At 61.0% G+C, this 15,100-nt stretch carries 15 protein-coding genes; 3 read left to right on the top strand and 12 right to left on the bottom strand.

What is annotated here, in order from left to right:
* Positions 1-4: 4 nt before the first annotated feature.
* From QWZ03_RS11115 to QWZ03_RS11090, 6 genes are read right to left on the bottom strand one after another with little or no spacing between them, the layout of a single operon-like run.
* Positions 5-529 (bottom strand): DUF3833 domain-containing protein, encoded by a 525-nt coding sequence (locus QWZ03_RS11115; protein ID WP_290332769.1) that lies wholly within the window; start codon positions 527-529, stop codon positions 5-7.
* Positions 526-1,794 (bottom strand): MFS transporter, encoded by a 1,269-nt coding sequence (locus tag QWZ03_RS11110; protein ID WP_290332768.1) that lies wholly within the window; start codon positions 1,792-1,794, stop codon positions 526-528. The genes QWZ03_RS11115 and QWZ03_RS11110 overlap by 4 nt, the downstream gene beginning before the upstream one ends.
* Positions 1,791-2,285, bottom strand: coding sequence for a chalcone isomerase family protein (locus QWZ03_RS11105; RefSeq protein ID WP_290332767.1), 495 nt, complete (start codon positions 2,283-2,285; stop codon positions 1,791-1,793). The genes QWZ03_RS11110 and QWZ03_RS11105 overlap by 4 nt, the downstream gene beginning before the upstream one ends.
* Positions 2,285-3,496 (bottom strand): SAM-dependent methyltransferase, encoded by a 1,212-nt coding sequence (locus QWZ03_RS11100; protein ID WP_290332766.1) that lies wholly within the window; start codon positions 3,494-3,496, stop codon positions 2,285-2,287. Before QWZ03_RS11100 ends, QWZ03_RS11105 begins: the two co-directional genes overlap by 1 nt.
* The gene (locus tag QWZ03_RS11095; protein WP_290332765.1) at positions 3,493-4,308 is read right to left on the bottom strand and encodes a DUF1365 domain-containing protein; all 816 of its coding nucleotides are present in this window, start codon (positions 4,306-4,308) and stop codon (positions 3,493-3,495) included. Before QWZ03_RS11095 ends, QWZ03_RS11100 begins: the two co-directional genes overlap by 4 nt.
* Positions 4,301-5,599 carry an NAD(P)/FAD-dependent oxidoreductase gene (locus tag QWZ03_RS11090; protein WP_290332764.1) on the bottom strand — a complete coding sequence of 433 codons (1,299 nt, stop codon included), beginning with the start codon at positions 5,597-5,599 and terminating at the stop codon, positions 4,301-4,303. Before QWZ03_RS11090 ends, QWZ03_RS11095 begins: the two co-directional genes overlap by 8 nt.
* Before the next feature lie 98 nt (positions 5,600-5,697).
* Here QWZ03_RS11090 and earP point away from each other — a divergent pair, with 98 nt between their 5' ends.
* The 3 genes from earP (at position 5,698) to recA (ending at position 8,709) form a co-directional block, all read left to right on the top strand.
* The gene (gene earP, locus QWZ03_RS11085) at positions 5,698-6,834 is read left to right on the top strand and encodes an elongation factor P maturation arginine rhamnosyltransferase EarP (RefSeq protein ID WP_290332763.1); all 1,137 of its coding nucleotides are present in this window, start codon (positions 5,698-5,700) and stop codon (positions 6,832-6,834) included.
* Positions 6,835-6,923: 89 nt separating this feature from the next.
* Positions 6,924-7,487 carry an elongation factor P gene (gene efp / locus QWZ03_RS11080; RefSeq protein ID WP_290332762.1) on the top strand — a complete coding sequence of 188 codons (564 nt, stop codon included), beginning with the start codon at positions 6,924-6,926 and terminating at the stop codon, positions 7,485-7,487.
* 175 nt (positions 7,488-7,662) lie between these two features.
* Positions 7,663-8,709, top strand: a complete 1,047-nt coding sequence (recA, locus tag QWZ03_RS11075) for a recombinase RecA (protein ID WP_284196433.1) — start codon at positions 7,663-7,665, stop codon at positions 8,707-8,709.
* Between the two features lie 307 nt (positions 8,710-9,016).
* Here recA and purF read toward each other — a convergent pair whose 3' ends face one another.
* From purF to trpA, 6 genes are all read right to left on the bottom strand, one after another.
* The gene (purF, locus tag QWZ03_RS11070) at positions 9,017-10,555 is read right to left on the bottom strand and encodes an amidophosphoribosyltransferase (RefSeq protein WP_290332761.1); all 1,539 of its coding nucleotides are present in this window, start codon (positions 10,553-10,555) and stop codon (positions 9,017-9,019) included.
* Between the two features lie 204 nt (positions 10,556-10,759).
* Positions 10,760-11,251 (bottom strand): CvpA family protein, encoded by a 492-nt coding sequence (locus tag QWZ03_RS11065; RefSeq protein ID WP_284196436.1) that lies wholly within the window; start codon positions 11,249-11,251, stop codon positions 10,760-10,762.
* Positions 11,248-11,952: an SPOR domain-containing protein gene (locus QWZ03_RS11060; RefSeq protein ID WP_290332760.1), complete on the bottom strand. Its 705-nt coding sequence runs from the start codon at positions 11,950-11,952 to the stop codon at positions 11,248-11,250. The genes QWZ03_RS11065 and QWZ03_RS11060 overlap by 4 nt, the downstream gene beginning before the upstream one ends.
* 8 nt (positions 11,953-11,960) lie before the next feature.
* Positions 11,961-13,229 carry a bifunctional tetrahydrofolate synthase/dihydrofolate synthase gene (folC, locus tag QWZ03_RS11055; protein WP_290332759.1) on the bottom strand — a complete coding sequence of 423 codons (1,269 nt, stop codon included), beginning with the start codon at positions 13,227-13,229 and terminating at the stop codon, positions 11,961-11,963.
* 69 nt (positions 13,230-13,298) lie between these two features.
* Positions 13,299-14,168, bottom strand: a complete 870-nt coding sequence (gene accD / locus QWZ03_RS11050; RefSeq protein ID WP_284196439.1) for an acetyl-CoA carboxylase, carboxyltransferase subunit beta — start codon at positions 14,166-14,168, stop codon at positions 13,299-13,301.
* 79 nt (positions 14,169-14,247) lie between these two features.
* A complete protein-coding gene (trpA, locus tag QWZ03_RS11045; protein ID WP_290332758.1) occupies positions 14,248-15,051 on the bottom strand; it encodes a tryptophan synthase subunit alpha in 804 nt (267 codons plus the stop codon).
* Positions 15,052-15,100 lie beyond the last annotated feature (49 nt).

Genomic DNA, 15,100 nt, shown 5'->3' with positions numbered 1-15,100 from the left:
ATAATCACGACCGCTTGCGAAAGAACAGCGAGACCTCACCGAGGTTCACGCCGAACTTGGACATGGTAGAGCGGTTGAACATGGTCTGCTCGTCCAGCAGCCACATCCAGTCGTCGAAAGCCACCTCATAAACCGTCCCATCCACCGGCAGCTTGATGGTGTAGCGCCAGTGCAGGGCATTGCCGGCCACACGGCCCACCGCTACGCCCAACACATCGTCAGCACGGCCCTGCCAACTGCCATCAGCCTGCCGGGTAAGGGTCCAGACGCGCCGCTGCGTCTCGCCATCGTCATAGACAAAACGTTCATCCAGGGTGCCAGTATCGCCCACCCAGCTACAGCGCATCTCCACCTTGAATCGGCGGGCCACCTCTCCATTTCGCTTCTGAAACACACCCCAGGCATCAATGGTGCCATTGAAATAACTGGGCAGATCTAGGGTCGGCCCTTGGCGTGCGTAGTGGTTGACATCCACCCCGGCGCAGCCCAACAAGAAACAGGCAATCAGCATGACCAGCAAGCGCTTCATGGGGTAGGCTCCGGCAGAGGTTGAGGATTGAATGCGGTGCTCGACCCCAAGAGCAGCAAGCCGTTGAACAGCTTGAGCACGCAGGGCACGCCGGCATAGATCATGGCCAGCGCCCCGGCAGCCGCAGGACTGCCCGGCACATAGCCAAGGCCATGCAACAGCGGTAGCGCCAGGCCGGCAGCCAGGGCCAATGCCAGCTTGCCCAGCATGGCCCAGATGCCGAAGTAAAGCCCGGTATCCTGGCGCATCCCAGACGGAATCAGATCGGCCAGCAAGGCGGGCGGCAATGCCAGATCAGCGCCCAGTGCCATGCCCGACAGCAGGCAGACGAGGCCAAACTGCCAGACATCGCCGCTCCCCAGGCTAGCCGCCCAGAAAAATGCGCAACTGCCAAGCACCATGCCCACCAACCAGGCCCTGGCCTTGCCTATGCGGTCGGCCAGCATTACCCAGCAGGGCAAGGTAAGGGCACCGGCCAGAAAATAAACCAGCAGCAGGCCGCCGGCAGCAGCAGGTGCTTGCAACACATCGGCGATATAGAACAGCACCAGCGTGGCGGGCAGTGCCACAGCCAGGGAGTTGATCAGGTAAATCAGCATCAACCGTCGTATGGCCGGCGGTTGCAGCAGCAGGCGCCAATTGGAGCCTGCCCGCTTCGGTGGCAGCAATGGCGGCGGGGAGCAGCGCAGGGTGTAGGCCAGGGCCAGCAACAGCACGACCGCAAACACCAGCGCGTAGAAGCTGTAACCCAGTCGCGCACCATATTGCTGTACCAGCCAAACCGGGAGTACCGAGGCCAGCAGCACCCCCGCCAGACCCGCTGCCTCACGCCATGCGGTCACCCGCGAGCGCGCATCCACGTCGTCGGTCAGCCTGGCACCCCAGGCCAGGTAGCAGATATTGACCAGACTGTGGGCGGTGTACACCACTACTAGGCAGACAGCCAGCCAGGCGTGAAGACCCCAGCTGGCCAGTTGCGGCGGCGTGAACAAGGCAAACAGACTGGCCGCCAGCGTAGCGCCGCCCAGCAGCATCAGTCGCCGCCAGCCAGCAGGTTTGTGCTGCCAGGCGTCCACCAAGCGGCCCAGCCAGGGGTCCTGAACCGTATCAACCAGGCGCGCCAGAAACAGCACCAAGCCTAGGCTGGCCAGATTGAGCCCCAGCTCTGCGCCATAGAACTGAGGCGCAGTCACATAGACCGGCAAGGCCGCCATGGCCAGCGGCCACCCCAACGCAGCGTAGGCGAGCAGGCCAGTGGTTTTCATGGCGCGCCGCCCAGTAACTGCTTGCGCAGACCGGGCTCACTGGTACGCGCATCCAGCCAGATGGCAAAGAACCAACGGGCAAACTCCGGGTCATCAATATCGGCCGTCAGCCGCTCGCCCGCATAAAAGCGTATGCCTTTGCCCGGCTGCAGCACGCCCACCAGGGCATCGCCCTCGCTGACATCGACAAAACCGCGTCGCATATGCGCGGTCCAATCATCAAAGCGTGCCTGGGGCGCACCCAGCCTAGCCATCTGCTCCAGGCTGGCATCAATGATGCGATCCGCCTTGAAGCTGCGCGCATAAGTCAGCACCAGGGCATGGCCCTGCTGGGGATCGTATTTGCCACTGTGACTAAGCAGTTCGGCACGATAGAGCTTGAGGCCAAACCAGCGCATCTCCCCCTGCCCTACCGTCCGCGCACCAGGCAAGGCATCGCGCCAGCTTGCCTGGGCGGCAACCGACAGCAAGAGCACCAGCAGCAGTCGCATCAACCCAGTGTCCATTGCCTCACCCCGGTTCTACCTTCACGAAAGCCCGCCTCGCAGTAGATGAAGTACATGCGCCAAAGCCGGATGAACGCCTCGTCGTAACCCTGGGCACGTACCGTCTCCAGCGCCTCTTCAAAGCGCATGCGCCAAAGGCGCAGGGTTGCCGCGTAATCCAGGCCAAACTCCAGCTGATCCAGGACCAAAAGACCCGCTGCGCGGGCTTGCGCCTCAAAGCGCTGCGGGCTGGGCAGCATGCCGCCAGGAAAGATGTACTGCTGGATGAAGTCTGTGCCGCTACGGTAGCTCTCGAAACGCTCGTCCACGATATCGATGGACTGTATGACCACGCGCCCACCGGGCTTGCGTAAACTGGCCAGCTTGCCAAAGTAGGTCGGCCACCAGCGCTCTCCAACCGCCTCCACCATCTCGATGGAGACGATGTGGTCGAATTGCCCCTCGATATCGCGATAGTCGGTCAACGTCAGGCTGACCTGCTCGCTCAGCCCCAGGCGTGCCATACGTGCCTGGGCCCAGGCCAATTGCTCGGTCGACAGGGTCACCCCATGCACCTTCAGGCCACGCTGGGCAGCACGTTCGGCGAAGCCTCCCCAGCCGCACCCAATCTCCAGCACCGTTTGCCCCGGCGCAGCATTCAGTTGATCCAGGATGCGGTCGTACTTGGCCCATTGAGCCGCTTCCAGCGTCTGCTCTGCGCCAGGCTGGAACAGCGCGGCCGAATAAGACATCGAGGGATCTAGCCACAGCTGGTAGAAGGGATTGCCCAGATCATAATGGGCCGAGATATTGCGGCGGCTACCGCGACGATTGTTGTCACGCAAGACCAGATGCGCCAGACGCTTGAGCAGCAGTGCCCACCAGCGACCGTTCACGGCCTGGCTCATGGCAGCCTCATTGCGCAGGGCTAGCGTAAACAAGGCCAGCATATCGCTGCTGTCCACCCAGCCCTGCTTGTAGCTCTCGGCAAAACCGATATCGCCTTGCCGCAGTATGGCGGTGGCAGCACGCCAGTCATGCACCTGTAGCTCGGCATGGGGGCAGGCGCCCAGCATGCCGAAATGGGCTACCTGGCCCTGGGGGTCCACCAGTGTCAGAGAGCCCGTTGACAGCTTTTGCAGCATGCCCACAAAAAGTCGGGCACCCAGTGGCAGCCCTTCAGTCCGGTATGGCAGTGCCAGATCATTGCGGTTCATCGTATTACCTCGATGTTATGGGTGACTTCTCGCTCAGGCGCAGCGGGTTTGCGGAAGAAAGGCACACCCTTCCCCCACAGGCGCAGCGCCTGCCAATGTATCCTTGCCACCACGCCCAGGGTCATGAAGGGCATGGCTAGCACGGCGGCCAGCACGCGGCCAGCGCGCAAGGGCTCGGCCCTGCCCCATAACGCCGTCTTGAGCAGGGGCCGTGCTTGATCCTGGCCGTCGTAGTAGTCGATGCCAGCGCTATGCAGATCGCCGTGCCGGCGAATCCGAAACCGATAACTGCCCTTGACCTCACAGAAGGGCGAGACATGGAACACCTTGCTGCAGCTCAGCGAAGTATCGTTATCGATCACCCCGCCATTGGGCGGGATAAGCACATACTGGTGTCGCTCGCCGAAGGTGTTGTTTACCTCGGCCAGCAGCAATGTCAGGGCACCGCTGCGGTCATGGCAAAACCAGAAGCTGACCGGCTTGAAGGCATAGCCCATCAGGCGGGGAAAAGTCTGCAGCCAGACGTCGCCATCAGGCCGCTGCATTCCCGCAGCCGCAAGACGGCCGTCCAGCCAGGCCAACAGATCGCCACCATCGCGCCCACCATGGTCGCGATCATGAAAGCTCAACAGACCTGCCCGCTGGTAGCCAAACCAGGGGCCACTGGCAGCCCGCAAACCTGCCGGGTCGGTCAGCCGCAAGCGCAGAAAGAACACCGGGTAGACAAAGCGATTGAGGCGCGGGCGGCTGCGTGCATGCAGTACCCTGCCCCGGCAAAACTGTACCGCCCCTTGTTCCGCCGGCTTAGTCATAGACCGCCTCCCAAGGCGGCGTAACACCCAGGTCGCGAGCAACCCGCAGAGCAGACTTCAAGCCATCTTCATGAAAGCCATAGCCAGCCCAGGCACCGCAGAACCAGGTACGGCGGCGCCCCTGTATCTGTGGCAATCGCGCCTGCGCCGCTACCGCAGCTTGATTCATGACGGGATGCTCATAGTCGAAGCTAGCAATCAAGGATTCCGGCGCAGGTTCGGTATGCGGGTTCAGCGTGACCACCACGGGGGTCTTGAACGGCAGGGGTTGCAGCTGGTTGAGCAGATAGCTCACAGCCACCGGCCGCGACTGTGCATCACCCGCTGCGGCCAGGTAGTTCCAGGCAGACCAGACCTTCTCCCGGCGGGGAAGCAAGCGACGATCGGTATGCAGCAAGGCGCGGTTGGGCTGGTAGCTGAAACCCGCCAGCACCTGACGCTCGGCGTCGTCTGCATCCAGCATGGCCAGGCTGGTCGGTGCATGGCATGCCAACACCACTGCATCGAACCGCTCCTTGCCAGCGGGCAAGGTGAGGCTTACGCCGGATTCGTCCCGCTGTATCTTGCTGACCGGGCTGGCCAGGCGTGCATCCTGTACGCCTTCCAGCAGCTTCTTTACATACTCCCGCGCCCCCCCCAGCACAGTACGCCACTGCGGCCGACCAGCCACTTGCAGCAGGCGATGGTTCAGGCAGAAGCGGAGGAAGGTTTCTGCAGGAAAACCCAGAATGTCCTGTACGGATGAAGACCAGATGGCCGCCGCCATAGGCAGCAGATACCAATCCCGCATGGGCTTGCCATAGCCGTGTGCGGCCAGTAGCTCACCCAGCGTCCAGCCTCTCTGGCTGGCTTCTTGCAGGTATGCCGGCGCGGCGCGATTGAAACGCATGATGTCGGCCAGCATGACCAGATAGGCAGGCCGCAACAGGTTGCGCTTCTGCGCAAACACTGTAGCCAGGCTGGTGCCAGCCCATTCGATATCAGGGTCGCTGATGGACACGCCAAAAGACATGTCACTGGGAAACACCGCTACATCCAGATGCTGGAACATGGCAATCAGATTGGGGTAGGTCAGCTCGTTGTGCACCAGAAAGCCGGTATCCACCGGGTAGGTCTGGCCTTCCAGGGTCACGTCCACCGTATTGGTATGGCCACCGAAATAATCGCCAGACTCAAGCAGCGTTACTCTATAGCGCCGGGCCAGCAGCCAGGCAGATGCAAGGCCGGCAATACCAGCGCCGACAACGGCAATGCTGGCGCCTTCAGGCAAGGGGTGGGGAGTGGTTTCCATGCCTTCACTCTAGGCTGGCATCAAATTTATGTCAATGCTTTGTACAGTACGCACGCAAAGCAGGCCTACCACTACCCCGAGCAAGGTAAAATCGACCCATGCGACTCTCCTGGGATATCTTCTGTACCGTCATAGACAACTATGGGGACATAGGCATCTGCTGGCGCCTGGCACGCCAACTGGCGCAGGAGCGCAAGGAGCCGGTACGCTTGTGGGTGGACGACCTGGCCGCATTCGCCCGCCTCAATCCGGCGATAGATGGCTCGGCAACCCAGCAGCACTGCGATGGCGTGGAAATACGGCACTGGTGCAGCCCCTGGGTGGCGGTGGCGCCACACGCGGTGGTGATCGAGGCGTTTGCCTGCAACCCGCCGGAGGCTTTTCTCGCTGCCATGGCAGCAAGCCAGCCCAAGCCCGTCTGGATCAATCTCGACTACCTCTCAGCCGAAGACTGGGTCGAGGGCTGCCACAGGCTGGGCTCCCGCCACCCCAGGTTGCCGTTGACCCATTACTTCTTCTTCCCTGGCTTTACCCCGGCCACCGGTGGCTTGCTACGCGAGGCCGGCCTGCTCACCCAGCGGGCGGCATTCGACCAGGTTGAGTTCCTGCAAGGACTGGGCATCAGCCCACCCCAGCCGGCACAGCCGCTGGTTTCCCTGTTCTGCTACGACAACCCTGCCCTGCCCGCAATGCTGCAGCACTGGCGCCTGAACCAGGAACTCACCTTGCTGGTGGCTGATGGCAAACCCAGGCAGCAGGTGGAAGCCTGGCTGGAACGGCCCTTTACCGTGGGTAGTAGCATCCGCCAGGGTCGGTTGCTACTGCATGCCCTGCCATTTCTGCCACAGCCCGACTACGACAAGCTGCTCTGGGCCTGCGACTGGAATTTCGTGCGGGGGGAGGATTCGTTTGTACGGGCACAGTGGGCTGGCCAGCCCCTGGTCTGGCATATCTACCCGCAGGACGATGCCGCCCACATGGTCAAGCTGGAAGCCTTCATGCACCGTTACAGCGAGACACTGGCAGCCCCTGCCGCCGATAGCCTGAGGGCATTCTGGCGCGCCTGGAACCATGGCGACGGCAAGGCCTGCAGCGCCGCCTGGCCGGCCCTTGCCGCACACGGCCCGGCCTTGCGGCAGCAGGCGCTACGCTGGTGCGCGCAACAGACCGAACGGCCCGACCTGATGCAACAACTGGCCGCATTTGCTACAGAAAAAAGTACCCTGCCGCAATAAGCCTTCCGGCGAGGTGGCGCTAACAGCCCGTGGGCGGCTATAATGCTGCGTTTTATCAAACGCTTATCTTTTTCGCAGGATCTACCAGCATGAAAACCGCACAAGAACTCCGCGCCGGCAATGTGGCCATGGTCGATGGTCAGCCCATGGTCGTGTTGAAGGCTGAATACAGCAAGTCCGGCCGGAATGCCTCGGTCGTGAAGATGAAGATGAAGAACCTGCTGACCGGTTCGGGCTCCGAATCCGTTTACAAGGCAGATGAAAAGTTCGACGTGGTCGTGCTGGAAAAGAAGGAATGCACCTACTCCTACTTCGCCGATCCCATGTATGTCTTCATGGATACCGAGTTCAACCAGTATGAAGTCGAAGCCGAAAACCTCGGCGACACCATGAATTTCCTGGTCGACGGCATGGATGACGTCTGCGAAGTGGTGTTCTACGATGGCCGCGCCATCTCGGTCGAACTGCCCACCACCATCGTGCGCGAAGTGGAATACACCGAACCTGCCGTGCGTGGCGACACCTCGGGCAAGGTCATGAAGCCTGCCAAGCTCAAGGGCACCACCTTCGAGCTGCCAGTTGCCGCCTTCATCGAAATCGGCGACAGGATCGAAATCGACACCCGCACCAACGAGTTCAAGAAGCGCGCCTAAGCCTTCCGAGCCGTTAGCAAAGGGCAGCCCCAGGGCTGCCCTTTTGTATTTGCAACAGGCCCAGGCCGCCCAACCTGAATATCTGCACACAGGTGCTTTACAGCATCGGCACATGTGCTATATTCCGCCCATTCTTATCGGTGAACGAACGTTCTCCACGCAAAGGGAAAACACCATGGACGACAACAAGAGCAAGGCCCTCGCGGCCGCGCTGGCTCAGATCGAAAAGCAGTTCGGCAAGGGTTCCATCATGAAGATGGGCGAAGCACAGATCGAAAACGATCTGCAGGTGGTTTCCACCGGCTCGCTGGGCCTGGATCTGGCACTTGGCGTTGGCGGCCTGCCCCGTGGCCGTGTAGTGGAGATCTACGGCCCAGAGTCCTCGGGCAAGACCACCCTCTGCCTGCAGGTTGTTGCCGAGATTCAAAAGCTGGGTGGCGTTGCCGCCTATATCGATGCTGAAAACGCACTCGACCCCGTCTACGCCGGCAAGCTTGGCGTCAACGTGGCCGACATGCTGATCTCGCAGCCCGATACCGGTGAACAGGCCCTTGAAATCGCCGATATGCTGGTGCGCTCCGGTGGCGTGGACATCATCGTGGTCGACTCCGTCGCCGCCCTGGTACCCAAGGCCGAAATCGAAGGCGAAATGGGCGACAGCCATGTCGGCCTGCAGGCCCGCCTGATGTCGCAGGCACTGCGCAAGCTGACCGGCAATATCAAACGCACCAATACCCTGGTTATCTTCATCAACCAGATCCGCATGAAGATAGGCGTGATGTTCGGCAACCCCGAAACCACCACCGGCGGTAACGCGCTCAAGTTCTATGCCTCGGTCCGGCTCGATATCCGCCGTACCGGCGCCATCAAGAAAGGCGAAGAAGTCGCCGGCAACGAAACCCGCGTCAAGGTCGTCAAGAACAAGGTCTCGCCCCCGTTCCGCGAAGCCAACTTCGATATCCTTTACGGCCAGGGCATCAGCCGCGAAGGCGAGATCATCGAGCTGGGCGTGCTGCACAAGATCGTGGACAAGTCCGGTGCCTGGTACGCCTACCAGGGCAACAAGATAGGCCAGGGCAAGGACAATGCCCGTGAGTACCTGAAGGAAAACCAGGCCATCGCCCGCGAAATCGAGGGCAAGATCCGCGCGGCAGTAGGCATCAGCGCACCGCTGCCAGTCGAACAGCAGGAAGAAGACGAGGCCGATCTGGATCTTGCCTGATCCTGCCTCCTCCTCAACCAGTACAGCAAAAGCCCACGCTCAGTGGGCTTTTGCTTGTCTGCCCATATTGCACAGCGGCGCACGGGGAGGCCTCGTACAATTCATCTCCAACAACAGTCTCAGCAACCAAGCTTTAGGTGATATCCGATTGCAGAGAGAACCCGAATGCCAGTGACCGGAGATGAACTCGAGTCCCTACAGCGCAATCATCCTGAGACAAACTGTATAAAGCCAAAACCCACCTCGCGGTGGGTTCTGGCTGACCCGCGCCAAGCGCAGGCATTCCGTCAGGCAGGCTGTACCGGTGCTAGATCAGATTCTGCTCTGCAACACCGACATTCATGTCCAGCACGCGGCTACCACCGTCATTGTCCTTGGACAAAGGGCTGGCCCGACGGTTTTCCATCTCATCCAAATAGGCGGCATCCACATCGCCGGTAATGTATTCGCCAGAGAAACAGGAAGTCTCGAACACCGTGATGCTGCCCTGGCTGGCATCGCTGACTGCCTGCACCAGCGCGTCGAGATCCTGGTAGAACACCGCATCAGCGCTGATCTCCTTGGCGATCTGGGCATCATTACGGCCGGTCGCAATCAGTTCGGCACGGGTGGGCATATCAATGCCGTACACATGCGGAAAGCGTACCGGTGGCGCCGCCGAGGCGAAGTAGACCTTGTTGGCGCCCGCTTCGCGCGCCATCATCACGATCTCCTTGGAGGTCGTGCCGCGCACAATGGAGTCGTCCACCAGCAGCACATTGCGCCCCTTAAACTCCACGCCTATGGCATTGAGCTTCTGGCGCACCGACTTCTTGCGGGTAGCCTGGCCCGGCATGATGAATGTCCGGCCGATATAGCGATTCTTCTGAAAGCCCTCGCGATAAGGCAGGCCCAGGTGATTGGCCAACTGCAGGGCGCTGGCGCGGCTGGTATCGGGGATGGGGATCACCACATCGATATCCATCTCAGGCAGTTCGCGGCGTATCTTCTCCGCCAGGTTGTCGCCCATATTGAGGCGTGCCTGGTACACCGAGATACCGTCCATGACCGAATCGGGGCGGGCAAAGTAGACGTGCTCGAAAATGCACGGGATCAACGTCGCCTTGTCGGCACACTGCCGGCTGTGGAACTGGCCATCCATGGTGATGAACAGGGCTTCACCGGGGGCCACGTCGCGCACCATCTTGAAGCCTATGGTATCGAGCGCCACCGACTCGCTGGCCACCAGGTATTCCGTACCTTCGGCCGTCTCATGCTCACCCAGCACCAATGGTCGGATACCGTGCGGATCACGGAAAGCCACCAGGCCGTAACCGGCGATGATGGCTACCACGGCATAGGCACCCTTGACCCGGCGATGCACGGCGGCAATGGCGTCGAATATGGTGTCGGGCTTGAGCGCGAAACCAATGGCTCGCTTCTGCAGTTCGTAGGCAAAGACATTCAGCAGGGCTTCGGAATCCGAATTGGTGTTGATGTGACGCAAATCATTGCGGTACATCGCCTCCTTCAGTTCCTTGTGGTTAGTCAGATTGCCGTTGTGTGCCAGGACAATGCCGAAAGGGCTGTTGACGTAAAACGGCTGTGCTTCCGCCAGGCTGGATGCCGAACCTGCCGTGGGATAGCGGACATGGCCTATGCCGATATTGCCCATCAGGGAGCGCATATTGCGGGTGCGGAACACGTCCGCTACCAGGCCCTGTCCCTTATGCATATGCATCACGCCGCTCTGTTCCGCCGTAACGATACCTGCGGCATCCTGGCCGCGATGCTGCAGGACGAGCAGACCGTCATAGAGCAGTTGGTTAACAGGCGTCTTTGCCACCACACCGAGAATGCCGCACATGATGCTTCCTTGCTTTACAAACCAGTACGGCCTGCCCCGGGTACTCCCGACCAGACAGACCCTGTAGAGGATCGCCAGACACCGCTGTTTGCGGGTGAAGGCGGCGTATATTGGAACCATTCCGGCCTAGCCCCATGAGGCTAGGCGAACGGGGGCTCTCCTGTTGACACCGCATCACGACGAAAAGTGGTCCCTGATGTCCCTCTATTCAAACTTAATATAGGCCGCCAACTGCGGCGGCAACCAGGGTTTGATCGTGACCGCCAAGGCCTCGAAAGGCGGGCTGAACATGGCATCGCGCCAGATGTTCTCGCGCGGCAGGCTAGTCAGGCCAGCCACGATCACCATAGCAAGCACGATCAACACCCCCCGGGCCAAGCCGAACAAGGCCCCGATAAACCGGTCCAGCGGCGCCATGCCGCTGGCTTTCAGAAACTGGGCCACCGTAATGCGTACGATAGCCGAGACAAACCATACACCCAGCAATATGCCGACAAAGCCCGCAATCAGGCGCAGTTCGGTCGTGGGCACATCCGCCGGCAGCAAGGCGCCAACGGTAGCGGCATACCGCTGCGCCAGCCAGAAACCCAGTATCCAGGCGGCCAGCGACAGTATCTCGGATACCCCGCCGCGCAACACCGCCAGCAGGACTGACATCCCGACTATCACCAGAACCGCGTAGTCAAACCCTGTCATTTGCCAACAATGCTGCTGGATATGCCGGCGCCAGCCAGCTTGGCATGGGCTTTCTCGGCAGCATCCCGGTTGTCATACGGCCCTGCCCGCAAGCGCGTCAGCGCCCCCTTGTCGGTCTTGATAGCCTCGGTCTGTACTGTCACCCCGGTACCTCTGGCCTTGGCGACCAGCCCCAACGCTTTGTCCTTGTCGGCAAAGGCACCCAGTTGCAAGAAGAACCGTGTATCGGTGGCCGGCTTGGGCTTGGCTGCAGTATCGGCCTCTTCCTCCATGCCAGCCAGGATCCTGGCAGGGTCTTTGTGCACCTCGGCAGGCTTGCTCTCGGGCTTTTTCTCTACTGGCTTGGCTTCTGGTTTGGCCTCTGGCTTAGCCACCGGCTTGACCTGTGGCTCGGGCTTGGTAACAGGCGTGGTTTCGACCACCGGAGGCGTCATCGGCTGCTGTGCCGGCTTGGTTGCCTCGACTTGCGGCAACGGCGGAAACGGTGCTGGCGCTGGCGTCGGTGTCACCGTCCCAGCCAGCCCCGGCGTCGTGCTGACGATGGCCACGGGCTCGCTCGCCAGGCTTTGTGGCGGTTTGTCATCCATTACCGTCCACAACACCACCAGCGCCACCAGCACCAGGGCAACGGCCCCCACCAGGCGGCGGCGCGCACGTTTCTTGAGGGTAGTGAGTTCTTCGCTGATCGGGGCGTCGGCCATATCTGTCTTCAGCGTGGCTTCAGTGCAAGTACATCGGCCACGACCTTGAAACATCCAAAGGCCGCGATTCTATCATTTTCCCCGGCTGCCAGCCTCGCCGCAGCATAAGCCTCTGCAACATCGGGATAAATATGTACGCGGCCACGTGCGCCAGAGGCTGCAATCAGCCCGGCGATGACCTCGGGCGACTCCGCCCTCGGTACGTCCAGAGCAGGCACATGCCAGACGTCGATCTTGTCGTGCAACAGCGCCAGCACACCTGCAATATCCTTGTCTGCCAGCCCACTGAAGATGGCATGGGTGGTCTCGAAGAAACCCTGGTTCAACAGATTCTGCGCCAGCGCCCCGGCAGCATGGGGATTATGAGCCACATCCAGCACAATCGAGGGACGCCCCGGCAACACCTGGTAACGCCCCGCCAGCGTCACTTCCAGCAGGCCGCGCTTGATATCACCTATGCCTACCGGTACAAGATCATGCAAGGCATCCAGTATGGCAATCACCAGGCTGGCATTACCCAGCTGGAAAGCGCCGCGCAGGGCCGGAAAAGGCAGTCCTGGCTTCTGCCCATGGCGGCCGCGCCAACGCCACTGCGTGGTTTCGTTGACGTAGCTGAAGTCGCGTCCTATCACCTGCAGGTCAGCGCCGATGGCGGCTGCATGGTCCAGCAGGCTTTGCGGCGGCCTGGGGTCGGCACAGAACGCCGGCTTGCCTGCTCGGAAGATACCCGCCTTCTCAAATCCGATGGCCTCGCGGGTATCACCCAGAAATCCCTGGTGATCCAGATCCACGCTGACCACCGCCGCCACATCGGGCTCGAAGGCATTCACTGCATCCAGGCGCCCACCCAGGCCTACCTCCAGCACAGCGACATCCACATTCGCCGCCATGAAGTGGTGCATGGCCGCCAAGGTGCCAAACTCGAAATAGGTAAGCGACGTGTCGCCCCGCGCCGTCTCTACCGCGCGCAGGCCCGCCACAATATCTTCGTCGCTGGCCGGCACTAGGTTGATGGCAACACGTTCGTTGTAATGCAGCAGGTGCGGGCTGGCATAGGTGCCCACCTTGAAGCCCGCCGCCCGGTAGGCGGCCGACAGCATGGCGCAGGTCGATCCCTTGCCATTGGTGCCACCCACAATGATGACGGGAAACGCAGGTCGCAGCCCCATGGAATCGCGTACCTGGGCCACGCGGGCCAGCCCCATGTCGATAGCACTGGGATGCAGCTGCTCCAGATGTTGCAGCCATTCCGGCAGGGTTTTCGCATCAAAGCGCATGCTTATCCATTCCGATAACAGACACGGCCGCATCGCGCGGCCGTGTCTGGTTAAGCCTTAGTCTTGCAATCAAACCGCCACTGCGGGCTGTTTGCTCAATAGCGTAATCAGGGCCGCCAAGCGCTGACGCAGCTCGCGGCGGTCCACGATCATATCAATGGCGCCTTTTTCCAGCAGGAATTCCGCCCGCTGGAAGCCCTCTGGCAGGGTCTCCCGCACCGTCTGCTCGATCACGCGTGGGCCGGCAAAGCCGATCAGCGCGCCCGGTTCAGCTATCACCACATCGCCGAGGAAGGCAAACGAGGCAGACACCCCACCCATGGTGGGGTCGGTCAGCAGCGAAATAAAGGGCAGCCCCTTATCCGCAAGGCGAGTCAGGATGGCGCTGGTCTTGGCCATCTGCATCAACGACATCAGGCCCTCCTGCATGCGTGCACCGCCCGAGGCCGATACGCAGATGAAGGGACAGCCATTGTCGATGGCTGCCTGCGCACCACGCACAAAGCGCTCGCCCACCACCGAACCCATGGAGCCACCGATGAACTTGAACTCGAACGCGGCTATCACTACCGGCAAGGTATGGATAGCGCCCTGCATCACCACCATGGCGTCTTCTTCGCCACTGTTTTCACGGGCCGCTTCCAACCGTTCTGGATAGCGTTTTGAATCCTTGAACTTGAGGAAATCGGTAGGACGCACCTCGGCGCCTATTTCTACCCTGCCCTCCACGTCCAGCATCAAATCCAGCCGGCGGCGCGCTGTTACGGCATTGTGATGGCCGCACTTCGGGCACACTTCCAGATTGTTCTCAAGATCAGTACGGTACAGCACGGCCTCACAGGCCGAACACTTGCTCCACAAACCTTCCGGCACCGACTTGCTGGGGCCGGTAGGTTTGGCCTTGATCTTGGGGGGCAGCAGTTTCTGCAACCAGCTCATGCATATCTCCTACGCTGTTTGGTCGTCTCAACCAAGCGCTTGAAAAATCAAAGGGCCGCATGGGCGGCCCTGTTTGGGATTATTGTCGGGCCGCATCCATGGCGCTACGCACCTCGCGCAGGAAGGCTGTCAGCCTCACCGCCGCATCAGCGCCGTGCTCCTCGACCTCCTGCACCAGGCGGCTGCCTATGATCACCGAATCGGCAATCCTTGCCACAGCCTGTGCCGATGCAGCATCGCGTATGCCAAAACCTACGCCTATGGGCAGGCTCAACTGGCCACGCAGGTGCGCCAGCTTGCTGGCAACACTGTCGATATCCAGCGTTGCGGCGCCTGTCACGCCCTTGAGCGAGACATAGTAGACATAGCCGGCTGCATGCTTGGCCACTTCCGCCACACGCCAATCGGGGGTCGTGGGCGCCAGCAGGAAAATCGGGTCCAGCCCATGTGCCTTGAGGATGTCGGACAGCGCTGCTGCCTCTTCGGGCGGCAAATCAACAGTGAGCACACCATCGACACCAGCCTCGCTGGCGGCCTTGGCGAACACTTCATACCCCATCGCTTCCACCGGGTTGGCATAGCCCATCAGTACGACGGGAGTCTCTGCATCGCGGCGGCGGAAGTCACGCACCATGTCCAGTACACTGGTCAGGCTGACACCATGCGCCAAAGCCCGTTCGGACGCCTTCTGGATCACCGGACCATCGGCCATGGGGTCAGAGAAAGGTACGCCCAGTTCAACAATATCAGCACCGCCGGCCACCAGGGCATGCATCAGGCCCACGGTGGCAGCAGGGTGCGGGTCACCAGCGGTGATATAAGGTATCAACGCCTGCTTTTGCTGGGATTTCAGGCGAGAGAAAACAGTCTGTATACGGGCCATAAGGTCAGAAGACTCGCACCGGCCGCAATCGCGGCCGGCTTAGGTAAAG

This window comes from Chitinimonas viridis (assembly GCF_030409555.1).
Lineage (GTDB): Bacteria > Pseudomonadota > Gammaproteobacteria > Burkholderiales > Chitinimonadaceae > Chitinimonas > Chitinimonas viridis.
This window is presented reverse-complemented; position numbering and strand designations above follow the sequence as displayed.

Excerpts from the sequence above, each read along its gene's own strand:
- QWZ03_RS11095 (WP_290332765.1), bottom strand. The coding sequence starts at position 4,308 with ATGACTAAGCCGGCGGAACAAGGGGCGGTACAGTTTTGCCGGGGCAGG.
- accD (WP_284196439.1), bottom strand. The coding sequence starts at position 14,168 with ATGAGCTGGTTGCAGAAACTGCTGCCCCCCAAGATCAAGGCCAAACCT.
- trpA (WP_290332758.1), bottom strand. The coding sequence starts at position 15,051 with ATGGCCCGTATACAGACTGTTTTCTCTCGCCTGAAATCCCAGCAAAAG.
- QWZ03_RS11105 (WP_290332767.1), bottom strand. The coding sequence starts at position 2,285 with ATGCGACTGCTGCTGGTGCTCTTGCTGTCGGTTGCCGCCCAGGCAAGC.
- folC (WP_290332759.1), bottom strand. The coding sequence starts at position 13,229 with ATGCGCTTTGATGCGAAAACCCTGCCGGAATGGCTGCAACATCTGGAG.
- purF (WP_290332761.1), bottom strand. The coding sequence starts at position 10,555 with ATGTGCGGCATTCTCGGTGTGGTGGCAAAGACGCCTGTTAACCAACTG.
- QWZ03_RS11115 (WP_290332769.1), bottom strand. The coding sequence starts at position 529 with ATGAAGCGCTTGCTGGTCATGCTGATTGCCTGTTTCTTGTTGGGCTGC.
- QWZ03_RS11100 (WP_290332766.1), bottom strand. The coding sequence starts at position 3,496 with ATGAACCGCAATGATCTGGCACTGCCATACCGGACTGAAGGGCTGCCA.
- recA (WP_284196433.1), top strand. The coding sequence starts at position 7,663 with ATGGACGACAACAAGAGCAAGGCCCTCGCGGCCGCGCTGGCTCAGATC.
- QWZ03_RS11110 (WP_290332768.1), bottom strand. The coding sequence starts at position 1,794 with ATGAAAACCACTGGCCTGCTCGCCTACGCTGCGTTGGGGTGGCCGCTG.
- QWZ03_RS11065 (WP_284196436.1), bottom strand. The coding sequence starts at position 11,251 with ATGACAGGGTTTGACTACGCGGTTCTGGTGATAGTCGGGATGTCAGTC.
- QWZ03_RS11090 (WP_290332764.1), bottom strand. The coding sequence starts at position 5,599 with ATGGAAACCACTCCCCACCCCTTGCCTGAAGGCGCCAGCATTGCCGTT.
- QWZ03_RS11060 (WP_290332760.1), bottom strand. The coding sequence starts at position 11,952 with ATGGCCGACGCCCCGATCAGCGAAGAACTCACTACCCTCAAGAAACGT.
- earP (WP_290332763.1), top strand. The coding sequence starts at position 5,698 with ATGCGACTCTCCTGGGATATCTTCTGTACCGTCATAGACAACTATGGG.
- efp (WP_290332762.1), top strand. The coding sequence starts at position 6,924 with ATGAAAACCGCACAAGAACTCCGCGCCGGCAATGTGGCCATGGTCGAT.